Annotated in this window: 22 protein-coding genes and 1 riboswitch; of the genes, 10 read left to right on the forward strand and 12 right to left on the reverse strand. The window is 56.6% G+C overall.

Annotated features, from left to right (window positions below):
• Positions 1–343: 343 nt before the first annotated feature.
• Entirely contained in the window at positions 344–2,359 is a 2,016-nt protein-coding gene (gene uvrB, locus PGR09_RS02865; RefSeq protein WP_045395058.1) for an excinuclease ABC subunit UvrB, read from the forward strand.
• Positions 2,360–2,564: 205 nt separating this feature from the next.
• Here uvrB and pmrB read toward each other — a convergent pair whose 3' ends face one another.
• The 4 genes from pmrB to yvcK all read right to left on the reverse strand — a co-directional run bounded on the left by pmrB (position 2,565) and on the right by yvcK (position 6,994).
• Positions 2,565–3,662, reverse strand: coding sequence for a two-component system sensor histidine kinase PmrB (gene pmrB / locus PGR09_RS02870; protein ID WP_047049161.1), 1,098 nt, complete (start codon positions 3,660–3,662; stop codon positions 2,565–2,567).
• 4 nt (positions 3,663–3,666) lie between these two features.
• Positions 3,667–4,338: a two-component system response regulator PmrA gene (gene pmrA, locus PGR09_RS02875; RefSeq protein ID WP_032705592.1), complete on the reverse strand. Its 672-nt coding sequence runs from the start codon at positions 4,336–4,338 to the stop codon at positions 3,667–3,669.
• Positions 4,335–5,978 carry a phosphoethanolamine transferase EptA gene (gene eptA / locus PGR09_RS02880; RefSeq protein ID WP_047049158.1) on the reverse strand — a complete coding sequence of 548 codons (1,644 nt, stop codon included), beginning with the start codon at positions 5,976–5,978 and terminating at the stop codon, positions 4,335–4,337. Before eptA ends, pmrA begins: the two co-directional genes overlap by 4 nt.
• A 110-nt stretch (positions 5,979–6,088) precedes the next feature.
• Entirely contained in the window at positions 6,089–6,994 is a 906-nt protein-coding gene (yvcK, locus tag PGR09_RS02885; protein ID WP_045395054.1) for a uridine diphosphate-N-acetylglucosamine-binding protein YvcK, read from the reverse strand.
• Positions 6,995–7,202: 208 nt separating this feature from the next.
• Positions 7,203–7,340, forward strand: a riboswitch (molybdenum cofactor riboswitch).
• On the opposite strand from yvcK, the gene moaA reads away from it, so the two are divergent.
• From moaA to PGR09_RS02915, 6 genes are all read left to right on the forward strand, one after another.
• Positions 7,328–8,317, forward strand: coding sequence for a GTP 3',8-cyclase MoaA (gene moaA / locus PGR09_RS02890; RefSeq protein WP_059304916.1), 990 nt, complete (start codon positions 7,328–7,330; stop codon positions 8,315–8,317). Its footprint overlaps the riboswitch before it by 13 nt.
• A gap of 23 nt (positions 8,318–8,340) precedes the next feature.
• Positions 8,341–8,853 (forward strand): molybdenum cofactor biosynthesis protein B, encoded by a 513-nt coding sequence (moaB, locus tag PGR09_RS02895; protein ID WP_045395052.1) that lies wholly within the window; start codon positions 8,341–8,343, stop codon positions 8,851–8,853.
• A 3-nt stretch (positions 8,854–8,856) separates the two neighbouring features.
• On the forward strand, positions 8,857–9,345 hold the full coding sequence (gene moaC / locus PGR09_RS02900) for a cyclic pyranopterin monophosphate synthase MoaC (protein ID WP_047049152.1): 489 nt from the start codon (positions 8,857–8,859) through the stop codon (positions 9,343–9,345).
• Positions 9,338–9,586, forward strand: coding sequence for a molybdopterin synthase sulfur carrier subunit (gene moaD / locus PGR09_RS02905; RefSeq protein WP_015367604.1), 249 nt, complete (start codon positions 9,338–9,340; stop codon positions 9,584–9,586). Before moaC ends, moaD begins: the two co-directional genes overlap by 8 nt.
• 1 nt (position 9,587) lies before the next feature.
• The gene (moaE, locus tag PGR09_RS02910) at positions 9,588–10,040 is read left to right on the forward strand and encodes a molybdopterin synthase catalytic subunit MoaE (RefSeq protein ID WP_032707649.1); all 453 of its coding nucleotides are present in this window, start codon (positions 9,588–9,590) and stop codon (positions 10,038–10,040) included.
• Positions 10,041–10,084: 44 nt separating this feature from the next.
• Positions 10,085–10,789, forward strand: a complete 705-nt coding sequence (locus PGR09_RS02915; protein WP_045395050.1) for a Bax inhibitor-1/YccA family protein — start codon at positions 10,085–10,087, stop codon at positions 10,787–10,789.
• A gap of 93 nt (positions 10,790–10,882) precedes the next feature.
• Here PGR09_RS02915 and PGR09_RS02920 read toward each other — a convergent pair whose 3' ends face one another.
• Genes PGR09_RS02920 through PGR09_RS02930 form a run of 3 tightly spaced genes read right to left on the reverse strand, consistent with a single transcriptional unit; the run spans position 10,883 to position 13,847 of the window.
• Positions 10,883–11,848 (reverse strand): lysylphosphatidylglycerol synthase domain-containing protein, encoded by a 966-nt coding sequence (locus PGR09_RS02920; protein ID WP_063414756.1) that lies wholly within the window; start codon positions 11,846–11,848, stop codon positions 10,883–10,885.
• On the reverse strand, positions 11,845–13,089 hold the full coding sequence (gene clsB, locus PGR09_RS02925; RefSeq protein WP_015704806.1) for a cardiolipin synthase ClsB: 1,245 nt from the start codon (positions 13,087–13,089) through the stop codon (positions 11,845–11,847). The genes PGR09_RS02920 and clsB overlap by 4 nt, the downstream gene beginning before the upstream one ends.
• Positions 13,086–13,847 (reverse strand): endonuclease/exonuclease/phosphatase family protein, encoded by a 762-nt coding sequence (locus PGR09_RS02930; RefSeq protein ID WP_047049144.1) that lies wholly within the window; start codon positions 13,845–13,847, stop codon positions 13,086–13,088. The genes clsB and PGR09_RS02930 overlap by 4 nt, the downstream gene beginning before the upstream one ends.
• Before the next feature lie 131 nt (positions 13,848–13,978).
• On the opposite strand from PGR09_RS02930, the gene PGR09_RS02935 reads away from it, so the two are divergent.
• The gene (locus PGR09_RS02935; RefSeq protein ID WP_047049141.1) at positions 13,979–14,389 is read left to right on the forward strand and encodes a YbhQ family protein; all 411 of its coding nucleotides are present in this window, start codon (positions 13,979–13,981) and stop codon (positions 14,387–14,389) included.
• Here PGR09_RS02935 and PGR09_RS02940 read toward each other — a convergent pair.
• The 5 genes from PGR09_RS02940 to cecR form a co-directional block, all read right to left on the reverse strand.
• Positions 14,351–15,457, reverse strand: a complete 1,107-nt coding sequence (locus PGR09_RS02940) for an ABC transporter permease (RefSeq protein WP_320483045.1) — start codon at positions 15,455–15,457, stop codon at positions 14,351–14,353. The genes PGR09_RS02935 and PGR09_RS02940 overlap by 39 nt on opposite strands.
• An 89-nt stretch (positions 15,458–15,546) precedes the next feature.
• A complete protein-coding gene (locus PGR09_RS02945) occupies positions 15,547–16,680 on the reverse strand; it encodes an ABC transporter permease (protein WP_042895141.1) in 1,134 nt (377 codons plus the stop codon).
• On the reverse strand, positions 16,670–18,409 hold the full coding sequence (locus tag PGR09_RS02950) for an ATP-binding cassette domain-containing protein (protein WP_045395046.1): 1,740 nt from the start codon (positions 18,407–18,409) through the stop codon (positions 16,670–16,672). Before PGR09_RS02950 ends, PGR09_RS02945 begins: the two co-directional genes overlap by 11 nt.
• Complete coding sequence (hlyD, locus tag PGR09_RS02955; RefSeq protein WP_045395045.1) at positions 18,402–19,394, reverse strand: secretion protein HlyD; 993 nt, start codon at positions 19,392–19,394, stop codon at positions 18,402–18,404. The genes PGR09_RS02950 and hlyD overlap by 8 nt, the downstream gene beginning before the upstream one ends.
• Positions 19,391–20,068 (reverse strand): transcriptional regulator CecR, encoded by a 678-nt coding sequence (cecR, locus tag PGR09_RS02960; protein ID WP_045395044.1) that lies wholly within the window; start codon positions 20,066–20,068, stop codon positions 19,391–19,393. Before cecR ends, hlyD begins: the two co-directional genes overlap by 4 nt.
• A 259-nt stretch (positions 20,069–20,327) precedes the next feature.
• Here cecR and rhlE point away from each other — a divergent pair, with 259 nt between their 5' ends.
• Both rhlE and dinG read left to right on the forward strand, forming a co-directional pair.
• Positions 20,328–21,677 carry an ATP-dependent RNA helicase RhlE gene (rhlE, locus tag PGR09_RS02965; RefSeq protein WP_063414760.1) on the forward strand — a complete coding sequence of 450 codons (1,350 nt, stop codon included), beginning with the start codon at positions 20,328–20,330 and terminating at the stop codon, positions 21,675–21,677.
• 197 nt (positions 21,678–21,874) lie between these two features.
• On the forward strand, positions 21,875–24,019 hold the full coding sequence (gene dinG / locus PGR09_RS02970) for an ATP-dependent DNA helicase DinG (protein ID WP_213797526.1): 2,145 nt from the start codon (positions 21,875–21,877) through the stop codon (positions 24,017–24,019).
• The last annotated feature ends 5 nt before the right edge of the window (positions 24,020–24,024 follow it).

The following is a 24,024-nucleotide window of genomic DNA, read 5'->3' on the forward strand; positions in this document are numbered from 1 at the left end:
GAGCAAATTGGCGCGAAACCCGTCTTTTGGTAAATTATGTTTTATTTCAGTAAGTTAAATAAAAGCAATGGCTGTCAGAAAAGTGTCACCGGCTGCCATAAAAGATTCATTACCTTGCTTGACAAATGTTAAATGATAAATGTTTCTGGGGATAACCACACAGGCTGGTGGATTATTCCGCAAAGCGCGCATTTTACGCCCGCCGTCAGAGTACAACGCGTCCGTTTACCGCCATACAATAATGCGATACTGTTTTTATATCCAGTATTATTTATTGGCAAAAGTCAAACTGAAGGGTAGAATTAAACACCTGCTGGCCAATCCCATCTTCAGGTCCTGAAATATGAGCAAACCGTTCAAGCTGCACTCCGCATTCCGTCCTTCCGGCGATCAGCCCGAAGCCATCCGCCGCCTGGAAGAGGGGCTGGAAGATGGCCTTGCGCATCAGACCCTGCTTGGGGTAACCGGTTCGGGGAAAACCTTCACCATCGCCAACGTTATCGCTGATTTACAGCGCCCGACGATGGTGCTGGCGCCGAACAAAACCCTGGCGGCGCAGCTGTATGGCGAGATGAAAGAGTTCTTTCCCGAGAATGCGGTGGAGTATTTTGTCTCCTATTACGATTATTACCAGCCTGAAGCCTACGTTCCGAGCTCGGATACCTTTATCGAAAAAGACGCCTCGGTGAACGAACACATTGAGCAGATGCGTCTGTCGGCCACCAAAGCGCTGCTCGAACGGCGCGACGTGGTGGTGGTGGCTTCGGTTTCCGCCATCTACGGTCTTGGCGATCCGGATCTGTATCTGAAGATGATGCTGCACCTGACCACCGGCATGCTGATCGACCAGCGGGCGATCCTGCGCCGGCTGGCCGAACTGCAATACACCCGCAACGATCAGGCCTTCCAGCGCGGCACTTTCCGCGTGCGCGGCGAAGTTATCGATGTCTTCCCGGCGGAATCCGATGATATCGCGCTGCGTATTGAACTGTTTGACGAAGAGGTCGAACGGCTATCGCTGTTTGACCCGCTGACCGGCCACGTTGAATCGTCCATTCCACGCTATACCATCTATCCGAAAACCCACTACGTTACGCCGCGCGAGCGTATCGTTCAGGCGATGGAAGAGATCAAAGACGAGCTCGCTGACCGCCGCAAGGTACTGCTGGCGAACAACAAACTGCTTGAAGAGCAGCGGCTGAGCCAGCGCACTCAATTCGACCTCGAGATGATGAACGAGCTGGGCTACTGCTCGGGAATTGAGAACTACTCGCGCTTTCTCTCCGGCCGCGGGCCGGGCGAGCCGCCGCCGACGCTGTTCGACTACCTGCCGGCGGATGGCCTGCTGGTTATCGATGAATCGCACGTGACTATCCCGCAAATCGGCGGTATGTACCGCGGCGACCGGGCGCGTAAAGAGACGCTGGTGGAGTATGGCTTCCGCCTGCCGTCGGCGTTGGATAACCGGCCGATGAAGTTCGAAGAGTTTGAAGCGCTGGCGCCGCAGACTATCTACGTTTCGGCGACGCCGGGCGCCTATGAGCTGGAAAAATCCGGCGATGAGGTGGTAGATCAGGTCGTCCGCCCAACCGGGCTGCTGGATCCGGTCATCGAGGTGCGTCCGGTGGCGACGCAGGTCGACGATCTGTTATCTGAAATCCGTACCCGTGCGGCGATTAATGAGCGCGTACTGGTGACGACGCTGACCAAACGCATGGCGGAAGATTTAACCGAATACCTGGAAGAGCACGGCGAGCGGGTGCGCTATCTGCACTCCGATATCGATACCGTCGAGCGCATGGAAATTATTCGCGATCTGCGTCTTGGCGAGTTCGACGTGCTGGTGGGTATCAACCTGCTGCGCGAAGGGCTGGATATGCCGGAAGTATCGCTGGTGGCGATACTTGATGCCGATAAAGAGGGCTTCCTGCGTTCCGAGCGATCGCTTATCCAGACCATCGGCCGCGCGGCGCGTAACGTTAACGGCAAGGCGATCCTTTACGGCGATAAAATCACGCCATCGATGGCGAAGGCGATCGGTGAAACCGAACGCCGCCGCGAGAAGCAGCAGCGTTATAACGAAGAGCACGGTATTGTGCCGCAGGGGCTTAATAAGAAAGTGGTCGATATTCTGGCGCTGGGTCAGAACATCGCGAAGACCAAAGCCAAAGGCCGCGGTAAAGCCCGTTCTCCGGTGGAAGCCGATAGCGTCGAACTGACGCCGAAAGCGCTGCAGCAGAAGATCCACGAGCTGGAAGGGCAAATGATGCAGCACGCGCAGAACCTTGAGTTTGAGGAAGCGGCACAGATTCGCGATCAATTGCATCAGCTACGCGAACTGTTTATTGCGGCATCGTAAGGGCGATACGAGGAACGGTTAAAAAATGACGGCAATGCGTAATTTGCAATTGCCGTCACGCTATTATCTTAGGGTCTTAATGTTGGCTTAATTTTCTTCAGCCAAACTATCCTCAGTTTAATGAGGATAGCGCCATGCAAAAACTGACCAACCGTGAATATCTGGCCATTGCGACCGCCTTTGTGATTGTGATCGCCTTCTTACATCAATGGGTATTAACCTTCTGACGCGAACTGCGTGGGAACAGCACCCAGGCGCGGACGCCCGGCCCGGGCTGGCGGTTATGTAAAAAGAATTGCGCATCGTGAAGTTGAGCGATGCGGGTGACAATGCTTAAACCGAGGCCTATTCCGCCATAGCGGCTGTCCATGCGGACAAACGCTTTACTCAGTTCGCCGCTCTTGGCCTCATCAATGCCCGGCCCTTCATCTTCTACTGCCAGAATCGGCGTATTTCCCGGTTTTACCGAAATCTTAATCTTCGATCCCGCGGGGCTATAACGGTGCGCATTCTCCACCAGATTGCGTAAAATCACCCGCGCCAGCGTCGCATCTCCGGAAATGAGATCCTCGCCTGCGCCGCTTTCTATCTCCAGCGTCTGCTGGCGCGCTTCGAGCATTGTTTTCAGCTCATCCTGTAGAGGCTCCACCACATCTTCGTGCAAATGAACCTGCTGGTAACTGCCGGCGGAAAACGACTGCCCAACGCGCGCCAGTTGTAGCAGCTGAGAAATGCTGTTGGTCATCTGATCGAGACGTTGAATTAAGGGATCAACGCTGACGCCGTGAACCTTCGCCAGCAGTTCCAGATGCAGGCGCAGCCCGGCAAGAGGGGTACGCAGTTCGTGGGCGACGTCGGCGGTAAACAGACGCTCGCGATCGAGCGTCATGGTCAGCCGCGACACCAGTTGGTTAATCGCCATAGTCACTGCGGTCACTTCCGGCACCGACTCCTGCAGAATAATGGGTTGCAGATTATCCGGCGTCCGGCTTTCCAGCTCGCTCTGCAGATTTGATAGCGGGCGGGTGATTTTCTTCACCGCCACCAGGCTGATATACAGCGCCAGCCCGATGATCAGCAGGCTGGGTACCAGCAGGCTGGCGACCGCCTCGCGTACCTCATGCTCGACGTGCCTTTGATTGTTATGACCCTCAATGGCGCTGGCAACCAGCAGCTGGATTTGCTCTTTGCTTTCATGCCATAGCCAAAATACGCTGATCAGCTGGCAGACCACCAGAATCGCGCCGATGGTCAGCAGCAGGCGGTGGCGCATGGTCCAGGTTTCGGTCGCAAACAGTGCCATAGCGTTATTCTGACTCCGTATTATTCACCAGCATGTAGCCAAAGCCGCGGACGGTGCGGATCCGCGCTTTACCAATCTTGTCGCGCAGATTATGAATATGCACTTCGAGGGTATTGGTGGCCGGTTCGTTATCCCAGCTGTAGATATCATTGTAGAGAATTTCGCGATGCACCGGGCTGCCGGCCTTCATCATCAGGCGCGAGAGCAGGGCATACTCTTTTGGCGTCAGCTCCAGCGATTCGCCGGCCAGCCACACCTGACGACGGGTAACATTAAGGCGCAGGTTGCCGACGGTCAGCTCATTATCGCCCTGATTATTATGACGACGCAGCAGCGCGCGAATGCGGGCGTTGAGCTCTTCCAGCGCGAAAGGTTTCACCAGGTAATCATCTGCGCCGGTATCCAGCCCGCTGATGCGGTCGCCCACGGTATCGCGGGCGGTGAGGATGAGCACCGGCTGGGTGAATTTCTCCCGGCGCATACGCGCCAGGAAATGCAGACCGTCTTCATCCGGCAGGCCCAGGTCGAGCACCACCAGACTGTAATGGTTGCTGGCTAGCGACAGCGCGGCTTCGTGCGCGGTGGCGACGCCATCGCAGACATAGCCTTCGCTTTGCATGGCCAGGATTAACCCTTGTAACAGGAGCGCATCGTCTTCAATGACTAAGATTTTCATCTGCCGGTCTCTCTACATGGCGTTAAAAGGTCGTCTTTTGCCTGATACTCGCGGGTGTCTACCCCGAGCAGGCCAAGCAGGGTAGAAAACAGATTATCTTGTGAATAATCGTTCGTCTTCGCCTGTTGTTGCAAACACTGGCTGGATACGCCATAGCGTTGCTGGTAATCCGGCGACAGCCACAGCAGCATCGGCACGTGTTTTTGCGTGTCCGGCGCAATTGAGTAAGGCAGGCCATGCAGATACACGCCATCTTCACCCAGCGATTCGCCGTGGTCAGATAAATACACCAGACTGGTGGTAAATCTATCTTGTTTTGATTGCAGCAATTTTATCGCTTTATCAACCACATAGTCGACATACAAAATGGTGTTGTCATAGGTATTGGTCAACTGTTGTTGCGTACAACTTTGGATTTCATTGGTATTGCAGGTTGGGGTGAATTTTTTGAATTCAGCCGGGTAGCGGTTGTAATAGGTCGGGCCATGACTACCAATGGTGTGCAGAACGATAATGCCATCCTGCTGTAAATTATCGATATAGCTATCAAGATTATGGAACAGCACGTCATCGTAGCACTCGCCATCAATGCACTGGCCGCTAAGGTTCAGGTTGGTGACGTTTTGGTGCGGTACGCGGTCACAGGCGCCCTTACAGCCGCCATCGTTGTCGTTCCACAGCACCTGTACACCGGCGCGCTGAAGAATATCCAGAACGCCTTCCTGATGGTGCGCCAGTTCTTCATCGTAATGCGCGCGCGGCATATTGGAGAACATGCAGGGGACGGAAACCGCGGTCGCGGTGCCGCAGGAGGTGGTTTTCGGGAAGTACACCACGTCGTCCTGCTTCAGGCGTGGGTTAGTTTCGCGATCGTAACCGCCCAGCGAGAAATTCTCGGCGCGCGAGGTTTCTCCCAGCACCACGATGGTCAGATTTTTACGCGCGCCGTTATGCATCACCGCTTTCTGTTTGGCATCTTCGCCGATCTTCACCAGCGGCAGGTTGTCCATCCGGTTATGCGCATACCATGAGTTCAGCGCCACAATGCTGTTGGAGGGACTTAACGATTTCACCAGCTCTTTATTGTTACGGAACACCGAGGCGTAATCTTTGTAGAACAGCGCCGCCACCAGCACAATCAGCAGTGCTGAAACGGCGATATTGAGCAGGCGCATCGCCGCGCCGCGCCAGAAAGAGGCCGGTTTACGAACTTTAATCCACCAGGCGACCAGAACCATCAATAGCCCGGAGAGGCCCAGTATGATGACCATTTTCGTCGACAGCAGAGCAAAGCTTTCCGCAGGTGTCGTATCGAAGATATTGGCGATCATCGAACGATCGATCACCACGCCGAAGGTCCAGATAAAGTACTGCGCCGAGGCGCTCAGCAGAATAAACAGGCTGATGACCACCCGGTCGAGTTTTAAGAACGAGGCGAGGGTGGTGATGATGTTCATCACGCTAATCGCCACGATCGGCATACTGAGGAAAACCAGCCAGTTATGGAGATTGTTTACCGGCAGTAGCGGGAAAACCTGGCGATAAAAGGCCAGGTTAAGAAAGATACCGATATAACAGGCAAAGAGAATCAAATAAGCCGTGCGGCCGAGTACCGGCCGACGTAAAGAAATAAACGACATAACGAATACCCGTAGTAGGAGATGCTCGTTATGTTGACAGCGATATTTTAAGACAACCTTAAGATTTTAATCTGAGGCGTAGTCTTGTTTAAAATAGTGCCGCTTGAGGATTAACCTAATGCCTGAATAGCCTGCTCCAGCGCCTGGCGAAGCAGTACGCGGTCATGCCGATAGGTGACATCGCTGGCATCCAGCGCGGTTTGAATCACCAGTCGTTCTTCCATACCCTTAACATCGGCTTTCGGCCCGACGATGGCGGCATCAATCACTTTTTTGCCGACGTAATGTTCCAGAATAGTAATTCTGTCCGCCAGCGTCAGATTGGCGGCTGGGCTATGTTCCTTACCCAGGTTATCGATAAACACCATGGGCGCCGGGGTCCGCCGCAGCGCCTGGGCCATTTCGTCGAGCAGTAAAATGGGCAGCAGGCTGGTGTAGAAGCTTCCGGGCCCAATCAGGATCAGATCGGCCTCGGCGATGGCCTCAACCGCTTCGCGAGTCGCCGGCACCGGTGGGCTGAGCATCAGTTCCTGAGGCACGTGATCCAACTGATCGATATTCACTTCACCATAAACTTCATGGCCTTCATGATCGAGCGCCACCAGATCGACCGGTTGTTCCGACATCGGGATCAGGAAAGCATCTACTTTAAGCAGATTTCTGATCAAATTGATGGCCTCTAAAGGCCGTACGCTCAGGTGATCCAGCGCCTTTAACATCAAATTTCCGAGGTTATGTCCGGAAAGCTCGCCATTGCCGCCAAAACGGTACTCAAACATTGCTGAAGCGACGCTGGGTTCGGCGATTAATTGATTAATGCAGTTGCGCATATCGCCCCAGGCGATCCCCCCTTCCGAGCGGCGAATTCGCCCCGTTGATCCGCCGTTATCGGTGGTGGTCACGATGCCGGTCAGGCGCGAGCCGAGCGACGAGAGCGACGACATCACCCGCCCCAGACCATGGCCTCCGCCAAGGGCGACGACGCGGTCCAGATCGGCGAAAGTGCGATTGCGCATACGAATTCCTTCTGTTCAATGTTCGGGTTTAGCGTATCCGATCTACCCCTAAAAGATAATGCCCGGTTTCCGTCAAACTGACCGATATCAATGTTAAAGTGTGATTTTTGGCTATTCTGTACTGAAAATGCAAGATATTAGCGATATATAGATGATTATATAGCGAAAATGAAAATGGCGAAACCATCGTGAAAGCGCTACTATCGGCATAACCAACTAACACTCTAGCCTTAGTACCTGTGTCGCAAGATATGGTGCTCTGGCCGCGGCAGCCGCGCTGTCGCCAGGGCGTGGAAAGAAATGACCACGCCTCCCGTACTTGGAAAGGTGTATATGGCCTCACAGCTTACTGATGCATTTGCGCGTAAGTTTTATTACTTGCGCCTGTCGATTACCGACGTGTGTAACTTTCGTTGCACCTACTGCCTGCCGGATGGCTACAAGCCCGGCGCCGTGACCAACAAGGGCTTTCTTAGCGTAGACGAAGTGCGCCGCGTGACGCGCGCTTTTTCCGCCCTTGGCACGGAAAAAGTCCGCCTTACCGGCGGCGAACCCTCTTTACGTCGCGACTTTACCGAGATTATTGCCGCCGTGCGTGAAAACAGCGCGATTCGTCAGATCGCGGTGACCACCAATGGTTACCGTCTGGCTCGCGATGTCGAACGCTGGCGCGATGCCGGGCTGACGGCGATAAACGTCAGCGTCGATAGCCTCGACGCTCGCCAGTTCCATGCCATTACCGGTCAGGATAAATTCCAGCAGGTGATGGACGGTATTGACGCCGCCTTTGCCGCCGGTTTTGAAAAGGTTAAGGTCAACACCGTGCTGATGCGTGATGTCAACCATCACCAGCTCGACACCTTCCTCGCGTGGATCAAACCACGTCGTATTCAGCTGCGTTTTATTGAGTTAATGGAAACCGGCGAGGGCAGCGACCTGTTCCGCCGTCACCACATTTCCGGCATGGTGCTGCGCGATGAACTGCTGCGTCGCGGCTGGATCCACCAGATCCGTCAGCGAAGCGATGGCCCGGCCCAGGTCTTTTGCCATCCGGATTACGCCGGCGAAATCGGCTTGATCATGCCCTATGAAAAAGACTTCTGCGCCACCTGTAACCGTCTTCGCGTCTCATCCGTTGGCAAACTGCACCTGTGTCTGTTTGGCGAAGGCGGCGTAGATCTGCGCGACCTGATGGCCGAGGACGAGCAGCAGGCCGAGCTGGAAGCGCGGATAGCCGAAGCCTTAACCCATAAAAAGCAGACCCATTTCCTGCACCAGGGCAACACCGGTATTACGCAGAATCTATCGTATATTGGCGGATAATCGTTTTCGAAAGGAGCATTCAGATGAGCCAGGCTAGCGCTGAGTTTATCCCGACCCGTATTGCTATTCTTACCGTTTCCAACCGCCGCGGCGAAGAGGACGATACCTCCGGCCACTGGCTGCGCGATGCGCTGCACGAAGCGGGACATACCCTCGTCGATAAGGCGATTGTGAAAGAGAACCGCTACGCGATTCGCGCCCAGGTCTCGGCGTGGATTGCCAGCGATGAGGTGCAGGTGGTGCTGATCACCGGTGGTACCGGTTTTACCGACGGCGATCAGGCGCCGGAAGCGCTGCTGCCGCTGTTTGACCGCGAGGTCGAAGGTTTTGGCGAAGTGTTCCGTATGCTTTCGTTTGAAGAGATTGGCACCTCGACGCTGCAGTCCCGCGCCGTTGCCGGCGTTGCCAACCGCACGCTGATTTTCGCCATGCCGGGCTCGACTAAGGCCTGCGCCACCGCGTGGGACAATATTATCGCGCCGCAGCTGGATGCGCGCACTCGCCCGTGCAACTTCATTCCTCATTTAAAGAAATAGTTTATGTCACAACTGACCCACATTAACGCCGCGGGCGAAGCCCACATGGTTGACGTTTCCGCCAAAGCGGAAACGGTGCGCGAGGCGCGCGCTGAGGCTTACGTTGAAATGCAGGCCGCAACGCTTGCGATGATCATTGACGGCAGCCACCATAAAGGCGATGTGTTCGCCACCGCGCGTATCGCCGGGATCCAGGCAGCGAAACGTACCTGGGAGCTGATCCCGCTGTGTCATCCGCTGATGCTCAGCAAAGTAGAAGTGAACCTGCAGGCGCAGCCGGAACATAACCGCGTGCGCATTGAGTCACTCTGCCGCCTGACCGGTAAAACCGGCGTAGAAATGGAAGCGCTGACCGCGGCCTCGGTTGCCGCGCTGACCATCTACGATATGTGTAAAGCGGTACAGAAAGATATGGTGATTGGCCCGGTACGTCTGCTGGCGAAAAGCGGCGGTAAGTCCGGCGATTTTAAGGTGGAGGAAGCCCATGATTAACGTCCTGTTTTTTGCCCAGGTGCGCGAACTGGTTGGCACCGATACCCTGACTCTCGACGCCAGCGAATTGCCGACCGTTGAAGCCGTGCGTCAGCAGCTTGCCGCGCGCGGAGACCGCTGGGCGCTGGCGCTGGAAGAGGGAAAATTGCTGGCGGCAGTCAACCAGACGCTGACCTCGTTTGACCATCCGGTCGCGAGCGGCGACGAAGTGGCGTTTTTCCCGCCGGTGACCGGGGGCTAAGATGACGCAAACTCGTATCGTGGTTAGCCCGGCGCGCTTTTGCGTCGGTGATGAGTATCCGTGGCTGGCCGAGCGCGATGAAGACGGCGCGGTGGTCACCTTCACCGGCAAAGTGCGTAATCACAATCTCGGCGACAGCGTGAAAGCGCTGACGCTGGAGCACTATCCGGGCATGACCGAGAAATCGCTGGCGGAAATCGTCGAACAGGCGCGGGAGCGTTGGCCGCTTGGCCGGGTGACGGTTATCCATCGCATTGGCGAAATGTGGCCGGGCGAAGAGATTGTTTTCGTTGGCGTGACCAGCGCCCACCGCGGCAGCGCCTTCGCCGCCGGCGAGTTCATTATGGATTACCTGAAAACCCGCGCGCCGTTCTGGAAACGCGAGGCGACGCCGGAAGGCGAACGCTGGGTCGATGCCCGCGACAGCGATCATCAGGCGGCAGAGCGCTGGTAGTGTGATACGCTTACTGAGAGAAACTTGTTAATCAGGAGATAGTCATGGACAGATTCCCTCGTTCCGATTCAATTGTTCAGAGCCGCAGCGGCCTGCAGACCTATATGGCGCAGGTTTACGGCTGGATGACGGTCGGATTGTTGTTAACCGCGTTTATCGCGTGGTTTGCGGCGAATACCCCGGCGGTCATGATGTTCGTCTTTTCAAGCAAAATCACTTTCTTCGGGCTGATTATCGCCCAACTGGCGCTGGTGTTTGTGCTCTCGGGGATGGTGCAGCGCTTAAGCGCGGGCATGGCGACAACGCTATTTATGCTTTATTCGGCGCTGACCGGACTAACGTTAGCGAGCATCTTTATCGTTTATACCTATTCGTCTATCGCCAGCACTTTTGTGGTGACCGGCGGGATGTTCGGCGCGATGAGCCTGTATGGTTACACCACCAAGCGCGATCTGAGCGGCTTCGGCAGCATGCTGTTTATGGGGCTGATTGGTATCGTGCTGGCGTCGTTGGTTAACCTGTGGCTGAAGAGCGAAGCGCTGATGTGGGCGGTGACTTACATTGGTGTGGTGGTGTTTGTCGGCCTGACCGCCTACGACACCCAGAAGCTGAAAAACATCGGCGAGCAGATTGATACCCGCGATAGCGCCACGCTGCGTAAATATTCGATTCTCGGCGCTTTAACGCTGTATCTGGACTTCATCAACCTGTTCCTGATGCTGCTGCGTATCTTCGGCAACCGCCGTTAATGTTATCCCGGATAGCGGCGCGATGCGCCTTATCCGGGCTACCAATCCAGGCAATCCGCAAAAATGTCGCCCGGTAAGCGCAACCGGGCCGTTTCATCCGCGGGCCAGCTTGCGTTCGTTCTTCTGCCGCAGCTTTTTCGCCCGACTCTCCAGCACCAGATAGGCGACGGTCGCCAGCAGCAACGGCAGAAAATAGTACAGCGCGCGCCACGCCAGCAGAGCGGCGATTATCGCCCCCTTCGAAATCGACTCGCCGGAGAGCATGGCGATAAACACCGCCTCCAGCACGCCAATTCCGGCGGGAATATGAACGATAACGCCGGCGATACTGCTCACCAGCAGCACGCCCAGCACCAGAAAATAGTTAATCTCGCTGCCCAGGAGCAGCCAGATAATCGCCCCCATCACCATCCAGTTCGCCGCCGAAATCCCTATCTGTAGTAGAGCGAAACGAAAAGAGGGCAGCACCAGCCGCTGCCCCTTAATCGTCATGTGGCGGCGTTTAGCGAAGGCGCAAGCGAAAAGATAGAGCAGGGTAAAAAGCAGCAGAACGCCGCCAATAATACGTAGCGTGGTTTGGCTAATGTACCAGTGCGGCGGCAGCGTCACCAGATTCGCGGTGAATATGACGCCGCCCAGCAGAATATAGCCCAGCCAGTTAGTGGTAATGCTAAGCGAGAAAATACGGGTAATGGTGCTGCCGTTCAGCCCCAGCCGCGAGTATAGCCGATAGCGCATTCCGATCCCGCCGACCCAGGTACTCAGCGTCAGGTTAAAGGCGTAGCAGATAAACGACACCAGCATCACCTGTTTTTTTGCCAGCTTATGGCCGCACCAGGCTCGCCCGAGCAGATCGTAGCAGCCATAAATCAGGTAGCTGACGATAACCAACCCAACGGCGCTAAATAGCGCCAGACGATCGTAGCCGCGGATAACCTTCCATACATCCTGCCAGTCGACCTTTTGCGCGTAAATCACCAGCAATACGATAACGGCGATAAAAAAGAGCACGGTCAGCACTCTTTTCACCATCCGCCAGCGGGGATGCGATTTGCTCATAGCGGATTGTCTCTGGTTTGCGTTTCTACCCGGTCCTGGGTTTCGATTTCCGGCTGCACCGGCGGGCTGACCCTGGCCAACTGCGGGGTATGCGCCGGCAGCCAACCGACCCAGGCGGGGAAGTGGCGCAGAAAGTGGAAGGCCAGCACGCTGACGCCGAGCCGCCACCAGTTGCGTTTTGGCAGCATAGACTTATCTATCTGCTGGCAATCTCTGGCGATAAGGCCGTTGAGGTTATCGCGCAGGGTCTGGTTGAACTCGCGGTCGTGGATAATCAGGTTGGCCTCCAGATTCAACGACAGGCTCAGCGGGTCGAGGTTACTGGAACCGACGGTGGCCCAGTGGTCGTCCGCCAGCGCTACCTTGCCATGCAGCGGACGGCGGCGGTATTCATACACCTGAACGCCGCCTTTAATCAGGTAGTGGTACAGCAGATGGGCGCCAAACTTAACAATCGGAATATCCGGCTCGCCCTGGACAATCAGCTTGACCCGTACGCCGCGCCGGGCGGCATTGCGCATGGCGTGCAGCAGACGGTAGCCGGGAAAGAAATAGGCGTTGGCGATGATGACCTCGCGGCGGGCGCTGGTCAGCATCTTCAGATAGTGACGTTCAATATCGTCACGATGTTCGTGATTATCGCGCCAGATAAATAGCGCCTGCGCTTCGCCAGGGGTTTGGTTAATTTCCGGCTGATGGCGACGGCGACGCCACCAGCGGCGGGCTGCCTCGCTGGTGGGCAGGTTCTCCAGCTCGAATTGTAGAATATCGAGCACCACCGGCCCCTCAACCTGCACGGCATAATCTTGTTTCGCCTCCGGACCGTAATCGCTCATGTGCTCGGCAGAGTAGTTGATGCCGCCGACAAACGCCGTTGTGTCGTCAATCACCACGATTTTTCGATGCATGCGGCGGAATAAATTGGTACGCATACCCATTAGCCGGGGGCGCGGATCGTAGTAGCGGAAGACCACGCCAGCGGCGGTGAGTTCGCCAACAAACTCATCGCTGAGATCAGGCGAGCCGTAGCCGTCGAGCAGCACTTCCACCTGAATACCGCGGCGGGCGGCTTTCAGCAGCACCGCATGCAGGCGCCAGCCCACCTCATCTTCAAACCAGATAAAGGATTCGAGGATCACCTTGCGCTGCGCGCGGCCAATGGCGGCGAATAACGCCGGATAATACTGGTCGCCATTCTCCAGTAGGGTAATACGATTGCCTTCCTGCCAGCGACATTTCACAGATGTATCTCCACGCTCAGGGGCGCATGATCGGACAGATGCCGCCAGTGTTTAAGAGCCAGCGCCTTCGGATGGCTGGCATGAGCATTCTTAACGTAAATACGATCGAGGCGCAGCAGCGGAAAAGCGACCGGAAAGGTGCGCACCGGCCGCCCGCGGGCGCGAGTAAAAATCTCTTCAAGCCCCGCCTGCGCTTTTAAGGGCTGATTAGCCTGCTGGCGCCAGTCGTTGAAATCACCAGCTACTACCACCGGATCGTCTGCCGGTAGCGTATTGACCCACTCCGCCAGCATCGTTAGCTGTGCCTGCCGCTGGTGCGCGCGAAGACCGAGATGCACGCAGATGACGTGGATCGTCACGCCGCTGCGCGGAGGTACGATGCGACAGTAAAGCAGGCCGCGTTTTTCGCCATTGCCGACTGAGATATCGCGATTTTCATAGTATTCAATGGGAAAGCGCGACAGTACCGCATTGCCGTGATGGCCTTCGGGGTAGACCGCGTTGCGCCCGTAGGCGTAATCGCTCCACATGGTGTCGGCAAGAAACTCGTAATGGGTGGTGTCAGGCCAGTTTTCGATATGCAAAGGGTGCACTTCGTGCGCGCCCATCACTTCCTGTAGGCAAACTATGTCGGCGCTGACGCTGCGAACGGCCTCGCGCAGTTCGGGCAAAATAAAACGCCGATTAAACGCCGTAAAGCCTTTATGAGTGTTAATTGTCAGCACGTTCACCGAAATTCGCGACGTTGGCTCAGCCATAATTCTCCAGTTAATGTCACTTTCCTGAATAAAATAGTGTAGTAGACGTCACAAAAAGATGCGGTGATACGGAATTTTCCGTAAAGTGCGGTACTCTGAGTAGCAGAGAAAAATCCTTCAGGAGAGAAGCCATGAAGTGGCAACAACGTGTACGCGTCGCAACAGGTCTTAGTTGCTGGCAGATTATGTTGCATCTACTGGTCGTGGCAGTACTGGTGATGGGTTGGATGAGCGGCGCGCTGGTGCGCGTCGGATTAGGGCTGTGCGTACTGTACGGCGTCACCCTGCTGGCGATGCTGTTTTTACAGCGTCACCATGAAGCGCGCTGGCGCGACGTGGGGGACTTCCTTGAGGAGCTCACCACAACCTGGTACTTCGGCGCCGCCATGATAGTGCTCTGGTTGTTGTCGCGCGTGCTGCACAACAACCTGCTGCTGGCCCTCGCCGGGCTGGTCATACTGGCAGGCCCGGCGGTGGTATCGCTGCTGGCGAAAGATAAAAAACTAGGCAATCTTTCTTCGGAACATCGCATACGCCGCTGAGCCGGTGGTGGCCGCTATCACCAATAGCGGCCACAAACTTCCCCATACAATCTTCAGACTCGCATCCTTCAGATAAATTTGTTTGGTGATATCGGTAAAGTGCCGGATAGGGTTGATCCAGGTGATGTCCTGCAGCCACTGCGGCATGTTTTCTACCGGTGAAACGTAGCCGGAAAGCAGAATCGCCGGCATCATAAAGACGAACACGCCGATAAATGCCTGCTGCTGAGTTGAACACAGCGAAGAAATCAATAAGCCAAAACCCACCAGCGAGAGTCCGTAAATCAGCATAGTGAAATAGAACAGCAGCAGCGAGCCGGCAAATGGGATCTGATAGGCCCAGATGCCGATTGCCAGCACGATAGTCGCCTGCATCGTGGCGACTATCAGCGCCGGTACCGCTTTGCCAACGAAGATTTGCCAGGTGGCGAGCGGTGAAACCAGCAGCTGATCGAGGGTACCCTGTTCGCGCTCGCGTGCCACCGACAGCGAGGTGACGATCATCACCCCGATGGTGGTGATCATGGCGATTAGCGACGGCACCACGAACCATTTATAGTCGAGATTCGGGTTGTACCAGTTGCGCACCACCAGTTCGCTGTTGTTCGGTTTCGCTTTGTCCTGCAGCAGATCCTGCTGATAGTTTTTAACAATCTGCTGTAGATAGTTAGCGGCGATTTGCGCGCTGTTGGAGTTACGCCCGTCGAGCAGTATCTGTAGCGGGGCGGTTTGGTAGTTGTCGAGATTACGCGAGAAATCTGCCGGGAAGCGCACCACGAGCAGGGCTTTTTGTTCATCGATGGTCGGCTGGATCGCCTGCGGGCTTTTCAGCAGCAGGACGTGGGTAAAGGCCTTTGCGCGGGCAAAGCGCTGGGTGAGCTCCACCGCATGGCGGCCGCTATCTTCGTTATAGATAGCGATGGTAGCGTTGGTCACCTCAAGCGTGGCAGCAAAGGGAAACAGCAGTACCTGAATCAGCACCGGCATGATTAAAATCATCCGCGTTTGCGGTTCGCGCAGCAGCGACTGCAGCTCTTTGCGGATTAATGTCCATAAACGATGAAACATAGAACCTTCCTCATGTCGGACCCGGGCGACCGAAACCTATCGTAGGCCCGTTAAGCGTAGCGCCACCGGGCAAAATTCGAGCGCCAGGGTTAATCCAGACGCCGTTTGGTTTTAAGCCACGTCAGGCCGATAAACATCACCGCCGAAGCAATCAAAAACAGCACGTTCACCAGCAGCACCACTGGAATATTGCCCGCCAGAAACAGGCTTTGCAGGGTGTTAACGAAATAACGCGCCGGGATCACGTAGGTCACCGCGCGGATCACCGCCGGCATACTGTCTATCTGGAAAATAAACCCCGACAACATAATCGACGGTAAAAAAGCGGCGTTCAACGCGACCTGCGCGGCGTTAAATTGGTTGCGGGTAATGGTCGAGATCAGTAGCCCCATTCCCAGCGTACTGAGCAAAAACAGGCTGGTGATGACAAACAAAATTAGCAGCGAGCCGCGATAGGGCACGCCGAGAATAAATACCGATACCAGCATACACAGCAACATCGCCAGCATGCCAAGGAAATAGTAGGGAATTATCTTGCACAGCAGCAGTTCGGCGCGGGTGATTTCGGTGGATAGCAGCGCTTCCATGGTGCCGCGTTCCCATTCGCGCGCTACCACCAGCGAGGTCAATATCGCGCCGACCACGGTCATGATGATGGTAATTGCGCCGGGGATAATAAAGTGCTGACTGATGGCCGCTGGGTTAAACCAGTAGCGCATCTGCACGTCAATAAGCGGTTCAAAGGTTTCACCGCGGTCTTCCGCCCGCTGCTGTTGCCAGATCTGCCAGATACCTTCGACGTAGCCCTGCGCGAAGTTAGCGGTGTTAGGCTCGCTGCCGTCGGTAATCAACTGAATCGGCGCATTGGCGCCGGCGCGGGCCATCTGACGGTCAAAATCGACGGGAATGACGACCATCGCGCGAATGCGCCCGGCCTGCATCAGCTCAATCAACTGCTGGCGATTATCGCTGACGGTGGCGTCGATGTAGGGCGAGCCGGTCATGGTATGGACAAAGTCCAGCGCCTCTTCGCTCTGCTGTTCCAGCAATACGCCGACCCGCAGTTTACTGGAGTCGAGGTTAATGCCGTAGCCGAAGATAAACAGCAGGAGTAGCGGGATCACCACCGCAATCAGCCAACTGCTGGGATCGCGGACGATCTGCCGGGTCTCTTTGACGCACAGCGCGCGAACCCGTCGCCAGGAGAGAATGCTATTGCTCATGACCGTTTTCCTTGTCCCATTGGTTAATCAGGGTAATAAACGCCTGTTCCATGGTGGGATCCGCCTGACTGTCATTCGCCGCCTGCGCCTTCAGCGCGTCCGGCGTGCCGCTGGCGATAAGCTTACCGTGGTAGACCAGCCCGATGCGGTCGCAGTATTCCGCCTCATCCATAAAGTGGGTAGTCACCATCACCGTAACCCCTTTATCGACCATGCTGTTGATATGCAGCCAGAATTCGCGGCGAGTAAGCGGGTCGACGCCGGAGGTGGGTTCATCGAGAAACAGGATGTCGGGTTCATGCATCAGCGAGCAGGCCAGCGCCAGCCGCTGCTTGTAGCCGAGCGGTAGCTCATCGGCGGCGTGGCTGGCGATACTTTTCAGGCCGAAGGCATCGCTCATGCGCGCGATTTTTTCATTTTGCGCCCGGCCGCGTAGGCCGTAAACGCCGGAGAAAAAACGCAGGTTCTGCTCGACGCTGAGGTTGCCATACAGCGAGAATTTTTGCGCCATGTAGCCCAGATGCTGGCGCGCTTTACCGGAGCTAACCTTGAGATCCATCCCCAGCACCAGCGCTTTTCCGTCGGTCGGCACCAGCAGGCCGCACATCATTTTGAAGGTCGTGGATTTACCGGCGCCGTTGGGCCCGAGCAGGCCGAAAATCTCACCGCGCTTAACCTGGAAATCGACGTGATCGGTGGCGGCGAAATCACCAAACTTTTTCGTTAACGACCGTGCTTCAATGACCGTTTCGTCTTTGCTGCCGTCCACGTGATGAATAATCTCTCCCAGCGGCGACTCGGCGGTTCCGGCGCCGCCTAACAGGTCGATAAAGGCGTCTTCAAAACGCGGCGCGGTTTCGGCCACCTGTAGCGGCGGCATGTCGTTATGTTGCTGAACTTCATCAATGCGGGCTTCCTTTTTCAGAATCAAACGCACCGATTTGCCCTGAATCACGCCATCGCTAATTTGCGGGAGTTTCAGCGCTCGCTGCAGCAGACGGCGGTTGTTTTCCTGCGGGCTGGAGACCAGAAAGCTGCGCCCGGCCATGGTTTGCGTCAGCGCCTTCGGTTCGCCCTGGTAAAGCAATTTACCTTCGTTCATCAGCAGCACATCGCGGCACTGCTCGGCTTCATCGAGATAAGAGGTGCTCCACAAAATAAGCATGCCGTCGCCGGCCAGTTCGTGGACCATCTGCCACAGCTCGCGGCGCGAGATAGGATCGACTCCGACGCCGGGCTCATCTAACAGTAGCACTTTCGGATCGCCTACCAGCGTACAGGCGAGCCCCAGTTTTTGCTTCATGCCGCCGGAGAGTTTGCCGGCTAATCGCCCGGTGAAAGGGCCAAGAGAAGTGAATTCCAGCAGGCGCTCGAATATTTTCTTCCGCGCCTCGCCGGTGACGCTGCGCAGATCGGCGTACAGGTTCAGGTTTTCCATCACCGTCAGATCTTCATACAGGCCGAATTTCTGCGGCATATAGCCGAGCGCCGCGTGCAGCGCGCTGTCGTCCTTGAGCGGATCGAAGCCGATAACGCTGGCGCTGCCCTCATCAGGCTTAAGTAAACCGGCCAGCATTCGCATCAGGGTGGTTTTACCCGCGCCATCGGGGCCGACGAGCCCTGTGACGTAGCCTGAGTGAATCGTACAGTTCAGCGGCGCGACCGCGGGTCGGTCCATACCGGGAAAACCGCGTGTCAGTCCGGTTAAAGTTATCGCGTCCTTACTCATGCCCGTTTCCGTTGCTGAAGGAGACGGTGACCGGCATGCCCTGACGCAGCGCGCCGTCGGCGTCGTTCACCACGATGCGTAGGCGGTAGACGAGATCGGTACGCAAATCCGGTGTTTCCACGGTCTTCGGCGTGAATTCGGCGCTGGGGGAGACAAAGCCGATTTTACCATGATAGGGCTTGTTCGGCCGGCTATCGGTATACAGCAGTACTTCGCGCCCCGGCTGCGCCTGGCCAAGGTTTTTCTCGTCAACGTAGGCGCGTACCCAAACCGGATGGGTTAACGATAGCGTCAACACCGTGCCGCCGGCGTTCAACATGGTGCCGGGCTCTACGGCTCGGGTCATCAGGGTACCGTCGGATGGCGCGGTCAGTACGGTATCGTGCAGGTCCAGTTTGGCCTGCGCCAGGGCCGCCTGCGCCTGTTCAAGGCTGGCTTTGGCCTGGGCAATTTCCTGCGGGCGGTTACCGGCGCGATATTGACGCAGTTTGTCCTGCGCCGATTTTAGGGTCGCCTGCGCCTGATCGCGTGAAGAACGGGCGTTTTCGAGGTCGTTGGCTGAAATCGCGCTGCTGGCGCGCAGGCCGAGCTGACGTTGATAAAAATTCTGCGCATAGACCCAGGCGGCCTGCGCCTGATTAACCGCGGCCGCCGCCTGCGCAATCTCTTCGGCACGGTAGCCCGCCATCATCAAATCGTACTGCGCCTGGGCGGTGGAGACGTTGGCCTGCGCCTGCTGCAGCGCGTTCTCATACGGCGCGCGGTCAAGTTCGCCGAGGGTTTGCCCGCGGCGAATTTCATCGCCTTCATCGACGTTCAGGGTTGCCAGCCGTCCGCCGACGCGGAAGCTCATATTCACAGTGCGAATATCGACATTGCCATAGAGAGTGAGATCTTTCGCCTGGCTGCTTTGATACCACCACCAGGCGCCGCCGATCGCGGCGAGCACGATGACGACCAGTAGAACGACGACGGGTTTTTTCATGATCCCAGGCTCCTTTGCGCTAACCCTTGCAGAATGAAATCGATATGACAGGTAATCACCTGAAAAATTTGTTCAGCCTTTTGTTGATCGAACTGCGCCCAGCCGGTACGCAGTAAAATGGTTTCCCGCCCGAGGCGGAAGGCCAGCACCTCGCCAAGCAGGGCGTGGGTGTGCAGAATCATTTGCGTATCGTTGGCATCGCGCCCGGTCCAGGCGGCGATAAGCCGCGTCAAATAGCTATGTAGCGGGGCGATAACCTGCTGGTGGATAAGCTGGTAAGCCGCCGTAGGGGAGAGCTGCTCGCGAGAGATAAATTTGCTGAGGTTGACCGTGTCGTCCTGGGTCAGCAGCAGACTCATATCGCGGCAGCTGCGCAGAATCAATTCCCGCAGCGCCGGTTTGTCGGGGGGCGTCTGGGCGAGCAGGGCTTCGGCCGCTTCGGCATGCGGGCGGAAATTCTCGCCGATACAGTCGGCGATCCACTGCGCGCAGGCGAGATACAGGTCGTCTTTCGAACCGAAATAATAGGTGATAGCGGCGATATTTTGCCCGGCCTGCGCGGCGATATCGCGGGTCGTCGCATGGAGGCCATATTCGCCGAATTGCGCGATGGCGGCGGCGATAAGCTGGCTTTTGGCTTGTTCGCCTTTACTGGTGACGGAAGTACTGTTCATCGCACTCTAAAAAATTAATCAATCGATTGATTAAGAATAGAGGTGATTCGCATATCTGTCCAGAATGATGAATACTGAAGATAACGCCGCGCGGGCGAGCATTATTTTGCCGCTAAATCCTCCGGGGATATTTTATGCGGTTCGTCACAAAATCTGCTAAACTGCGCCCCTTCATGGCATTGTGGTTTTTGCCATCTCTATCGCAATAATCTCCCTGAAAACTACGCCCTTAAACGGGCCGGGGCGGTTCGGAGTTGTTATGTCTTTTGATTCCCTTGGCCTGAATCCCGATATCCTGCGCGCCGTCGCCGAGCAGGGCTACGTTGAGCCGACCCCTATCCAGCAGAAGGCGATCCCGGCTGTACTGCAGGGTCGCGACCTGATGGCCAGCGCCCAGACCGGTACCGGTAAGACCGCTGGTTTTACGCTGCCGCTGCTGCAACGTCTGATTCAGAACGAGCCGCACGCGAAGGGCCGTCGCCCGGTTCGCGCGCTGATCCTGACGCCGACCCGCGAGCTGGCGGCGCAGGTGGGCGAGAACGTCCGCGACTACAGCAAGTATCTGAATATCCGCTCGCTGGTTGTTTTCGGCGGCGTAAGCATTAATCCGCAGATGATGAAACTGCGCGGCGGCGTCGATATCCTCGTCGCCACCCCGGGCCGTCTGCTGGATCTCGAACATCAGAATGCGGTTAGCCTCGATAAAGTTGAAGTGCTGATTCTGGATGAAGCCGACCGCATGCTGGACATGGGCTTTATCCACGACATCCGCCGCGTGCTGGCTAAACTGCCGCCGCGTCGTCAAAACCTGCTGTTCTCCGCTACCTTCTCCGACGAGATCAAAGCCCTGGCGGAAAAACTGCTGCATAACCCGCTGGAAGTTGAAGTGGCGCGCCGCAACACCGCCTCTGAGCAGATCACCCAGCACGTTCACTTTGTGGATAAGAAACGTAAGCGTGAACTGCTCTCGCAGCTGATTGGCGAAGGCAACTGGCAGCAGGTGCTGGTCTTTACTCGTACCAAGCACGGCGCCAACCATTTAGCCGAGCAACTGAATAAAGACGGTATCCGCAGCGCCGCTATCCACGGAAATAAGAGCCAGGGCGCGCGTACCCGCGCGCTGGCCGACTTTAAATCCGGCGGCATTCGCGTGCTGGTAGCGACCGATATCGCCGCCCGCGGCCTTGATATTGAAGAGCTGCCGCACGTGGTGAACTACGAGCTGCCGAACGTGCCGGAAGATTATGTCCACCGTATCGGTCGTACCGGCCGCGCGGCGGCGACCGGCGAAGCGCTGTCGCTGGTATGCGTTGATGAGCACAAGCTGCTGCGTGATATCGAGCGTCTGCTGAAAAAAGAGATCCCGCGTATTGCTATTGCCGGTTATGAGCCGGATCCGTCAATTAAAGCGGAGCCGATTCAAAACGGCCGTCAGCAGCGTAGCGGCGGTGGCCGTGGTCAGGGTCAGGGCCGCAGCGGTCAGGGCCAAAACCAGGGTCGTAGCCAGCAGGCTGCGCCGCGCCGTCAGGATGGCGAAGCGCCGAAGGCGCGCGCCCAGGACGGTAAACCGCCGCGCCGTCGTCGCCCGCGTAAACCTGCCGGCGAGTAATACGCTGATACCTGGGCTGCGGCAGCGCGTCCAGGCTCAAAACGGCCCGTCTGTCCGCTTGCGCGGCGGCGGGCCGTTCTTTTTGCTTTTTGCATCGCGTTTTATCGAGCACGCTTCCACACTCAGTAGAAAGCAATACCTCCGGGCCGCTAAAAATGGCACAATAGTGGCTGTTTATACAGTATTCAGGTTTTCTCATGGCTTTGACCGCTGCGCTAAAAGCGCAAATCGCCGCCTGGTATAAGGCGCTTCAGGAACAGATCCCGGACTTTATCCCCCGAGCCCCGCAGCGGCAGATGATTGCCGATGTGGCGAAAACGCTCGCGGGGGAAGAGGGGCGGCATCTGGCTATCGAAGCCCCGACCGGCGTCGGTAAAACGCTGTCATACCTTATCCCCGGGATCGCCATCGCTCGAGAAGAACAAAAAACGCTGGTGGTCAGCACCGCCAACGTCGCTTTGCAGGATCAAATCTACAGTAAAGATCTGCCGCTGCTGCGTAAGATCATTCCCGACCTGCGCTTTACCGCCGCCTTTGGCCGCGGGCGCTACGTTTGCCCGCGTAATCTGACGGCGCTGGCCAGCACCGAGGCGACGCAGCAGGACCTGCTGGCGTTCCTTGATGACGATCTGACGCCAAAAAACCAGGCCGAACAAAAGCTGTGCGCGACGCTGAAAACCGATCTCGACGGCTATAAATGGGATGGCCTGCGCGACCATACCGATAAGCCCATTGATGATGCCCTATGGGGGCGTTTGAGCACCGATAAAGCCAGCTGTCTTAACCGTAACTGCCACTATTATCGTGAATGCCCATTCTTCGTCGCGCGACGGGAAATTCAGGAGGCGGAAGTGGTGGTGGCCAACCATGCGTTGGTGATGGCGGCGATGGAGAGCGAAGCGGTGCTGCCGGAGCCGAAAAACCTGCTGCTGGTGCTCGACGAAGGCCATCATCTGCCGGATGTCGCCCGCGACGCCTTAGAGATGAGCGCTGAGATAACCGCTCCCTGGTACCGGCTGCAGCTGGATCTGTTCAGCAAACTGGTGGCGACCTGCATGGAGCAGTTTCGTCCGAAGACGACGCCGCCGCTGGCTAACCCCGAGCGTCTCAACGAACACTGTGAAGAGCTCTATGAGCTTATCGCCTCGCTGAACAATATTCTCAATCTCTATATGCCTGCAGCTCAGGAGGCGGAACATCGTTTCCCGATGGGCGAACTACCGCAGGAGGTGATGGAAATTTGCCAGCGGCTGGCGAAGCTCACCGAAATGCTACGCGGGCTGGCGGAGCTGTTCCTGAACGACCTCAGCGAAAAGACCGGCAGCCACGATGTGGTGCGTTTGCATCGTATTCTGCTGCAGATGAACCGGGCGCTCGGTATGTTTGAAAGCCAGAGCAAGTTGTGGCGGCTGGCGTCGCTGGCGCAGTCCTCCGGCGCGCCGGTAACCAAATGGGCGACCCGCGATGTCCGCGACGGCCAGATACATGTCTGGTTCCACTGCGTCGGTATCCGCGTCAGCGATCAGCTCGAACGCCTGCTGTGGCGCAGCGTGCCGCATATTGTCGTTACCTCGGCGACCCTGCGTTCGTTGAACAGCTTCTCGCGTCTGCAGGAGATGAGCGGGCTGAAAGAGAAAGCTGGCGATCGTTTTGTGGCGCTGGATTCCCCGTTTAATCACGTCGAGCAGGGGAAAATTATTATTCCCCAGATGCGCTATGAACCGACGATTGATAACGAAGAGCAGCATATTGCCGAAATGGCGGCCTTTTTCCGCGAGCAGGTCGAGAGCAAAAAGCATCCGGGGATGCTGGTGCTGTTTGCCAGCGGACGGGCGATGCAGCGATTCCTTGAGCATGTTACCGATCTGCGCTTACTGCTGCTGGTTCAGGGCGACCAACCGCGTTATCGGCTGGTGGAGCTGCATCGTAAGCGCATTGAAGGCGGCGAGCGCAGCGTGCTGGTCGGCCTGCAGTCCTTCGCCGAAGGGCTGGATTTAAAAGGCGAGCTGCTAAGCCAGGTCCATATCCATAAAATCGCCTTCCCGCCAATCGACAGCCCGGTGGTGATTACCGAAGGCGAGTGGCTGAAAAGCCTGAACCGCTATCCCTTTGAGGTGCAAAGCCTGCCAAGCGCTTCTTTCAACCTGATTCAGCAGGTTGGGCGCCTGATCCGTAGCCATCAGTGCTGGGGCGAAGTCGTTATTTACGACAAGCGGCTGCTGACCAAAAACTACGGCGCGCGCTTGTTAAATGCGCTACCGGTATTTCCTATAGAGCAGCCGGGCGTTCCCGAGGTTATAGTAAAAAGCAAAGCAAAACAGACGCGTCGCCGACGCCGCTAAGCGGT

This window comes from Klebsiella sp. 141251, from assembly GCF_050600725.1.
Classification (GTDB): domain Bacteria; phylum Pseudomonadota; class Gammaproteobacteria; order Enterobacterales; family Enterobacteriaceae; genus Klebsiella; species Klebsiella aerogenes.

What these genes read in the sequence shown, in the direction of transcription:
- moaB (WP_045395052.1), top strand. Translation starts at nt 8,341, where the DNA reads ATGAGCCAGGCTAGCGCTGAGTTTATCCCGACCCGTATTGCTATTCTT.
- eptA (WP_047049158.1), bottom strand. Translation starts at nt 5,978, where the DNA reads ATGTCGTTTATTTCTTTACGTCGGCCGGTACTCGGCCGCACGGCTTAT.
- moaD (WP_015367604.1), top strand. Translation starts at nt 9,338, where the DNA reads ATGATTAACGTCCTGTTTTTTGCCCAGGTGCGCGAACTGGTTGGCACC.
- cecR (WP_045395044.1), bottom strand. Translation starts at nt 20,068, where the DNA reads ATGAACAGTACTTCCGTCACCAGTAAAGGCGAACAAGCCAAAAGCCAG.
- uvrB (WP_045395058.1), top strand. Translation starts at nt 344, where the DNA reads ATGAGCAAACCGTTCAAGCTGCACTCCGCATTCCGTCCTTCCGGCGAT.
- PGR09_RS02945 (WP_042895141.1), bottom strand. Translation starts at nt 16,680, where the DNA reads ATGAGCAATAGCATTCTCTCCTGGCGACGGGTTCGCGCGCTGTGCGTC.
- moaC (WP_047049152.1), top strand. Translation starts at nt 8,857, where the DNA reads ATGTCACAACTGACCCACATTAACGCCGCGGGCGAAGCCCACATGGTT.
- PGR09_RS02915 (WP_045395050.1), top strand. Translation starts at nt 10,085, where the DNA reads ATGGACAGATTCCCTCGTTCCGATTCAATTGTTCAGAGCCGCAGCGGC.
- PGR09_RS02935 (WP_047049141.1), top strand. Translation starts at nt 13,979, where the DNA reads ATGAAGTGGCAACAACGTGTACGCGTCGCAACAGGTCTTAGTTGCTGG.
- dinG (WP_213797526.1), top strand. Translation starts at nt 21,875, where the DNA reads ATGGCTTTGACCGCTGCGCTAAAAGCGCAAATCGCCGCCTGGTATAAG.
- PGR09_RS02940 (WP_320483045.1), bottom strand. Translation starts at nt 15,457, where the DNA reads ATGTTTCATCGTTTATGGACATTAATCCGCAAAGAGCTGCAGTCGCTG.
- PGR09_RS02930 (WP_047049144.1), bottom strand. Translation starts at nt 13,847, where the DNA reads ATGGCTGAGCCAACGTCGCGAATTTCGGTGAACGTGCTGACAATTAAC.
- pmrA (WP_032705592.1), bottom strand. Translation starts at nt 4,338, where the DNA reads ATGAAAATCTTAGTCATTGAAGACGATGCGCTCCTGTTACAAGGGTTA.
- PGR09_RS02950 (WP_045395046.1), bottom strand. Translation starts at nt 18,409, where the DNA reads ATGAGTAAGGACGCGATAACTTTAACCGGACTGACACGCGGTTTTCCC.
- moaA (WP_059304916.1), top strand. Translation starts at nt 7,328, where the DNA reads ATGGCCTCACAGCTTACTGATGCATTTGCGCGTAAGTTTTATTACTTG.
- PGR09_RS02920 (WP_063414756.1), bottom strand. Translation starts at nt 11,848, where the DNA reads ATGAGCAAATCGCATCCCCGCTGGCGGATGGTGAAAAGAGTGCTGACC.
- yvcK (WP_045395054.1), bottom strand. Translation starts at nt 6,994, where the DNA reads ATGCGCAATCGCACTTTCGCCGATCTGGACCGCGTCGTCGCCCTTGGC.
- hlyD (WP_045395045.1), bottom strand. Translation starts at nt 19,394, where the DNA reads ATGAAAAAACCCGTCGTCGTTCTACTGGTCGTCATCGTGCTCGCCGCG.
- pmrB (WP_047049161.1), bottom strand. Translation starts at nt 3,662, where the DNA reads ATGGCACTGTTTGCGACCGAAACCTGGACCATGCGCCACCGCCTGCTG.
- rhlE (WP_063414760.1), top strand. Translation starts at nt 20,328, where the DNA reads ATGTCTTTTGATTCCCTTGGCCTGAATCCCGATATCCTGCGCGCCGTC.
- moaE (WP_032707649.1), top strand. Translation starts at nt 9,588, where the DNA reads ATGACGCAAACTCGTATCGTGGTTAGCCCGGCGCGCTTTTGCGTCGGT.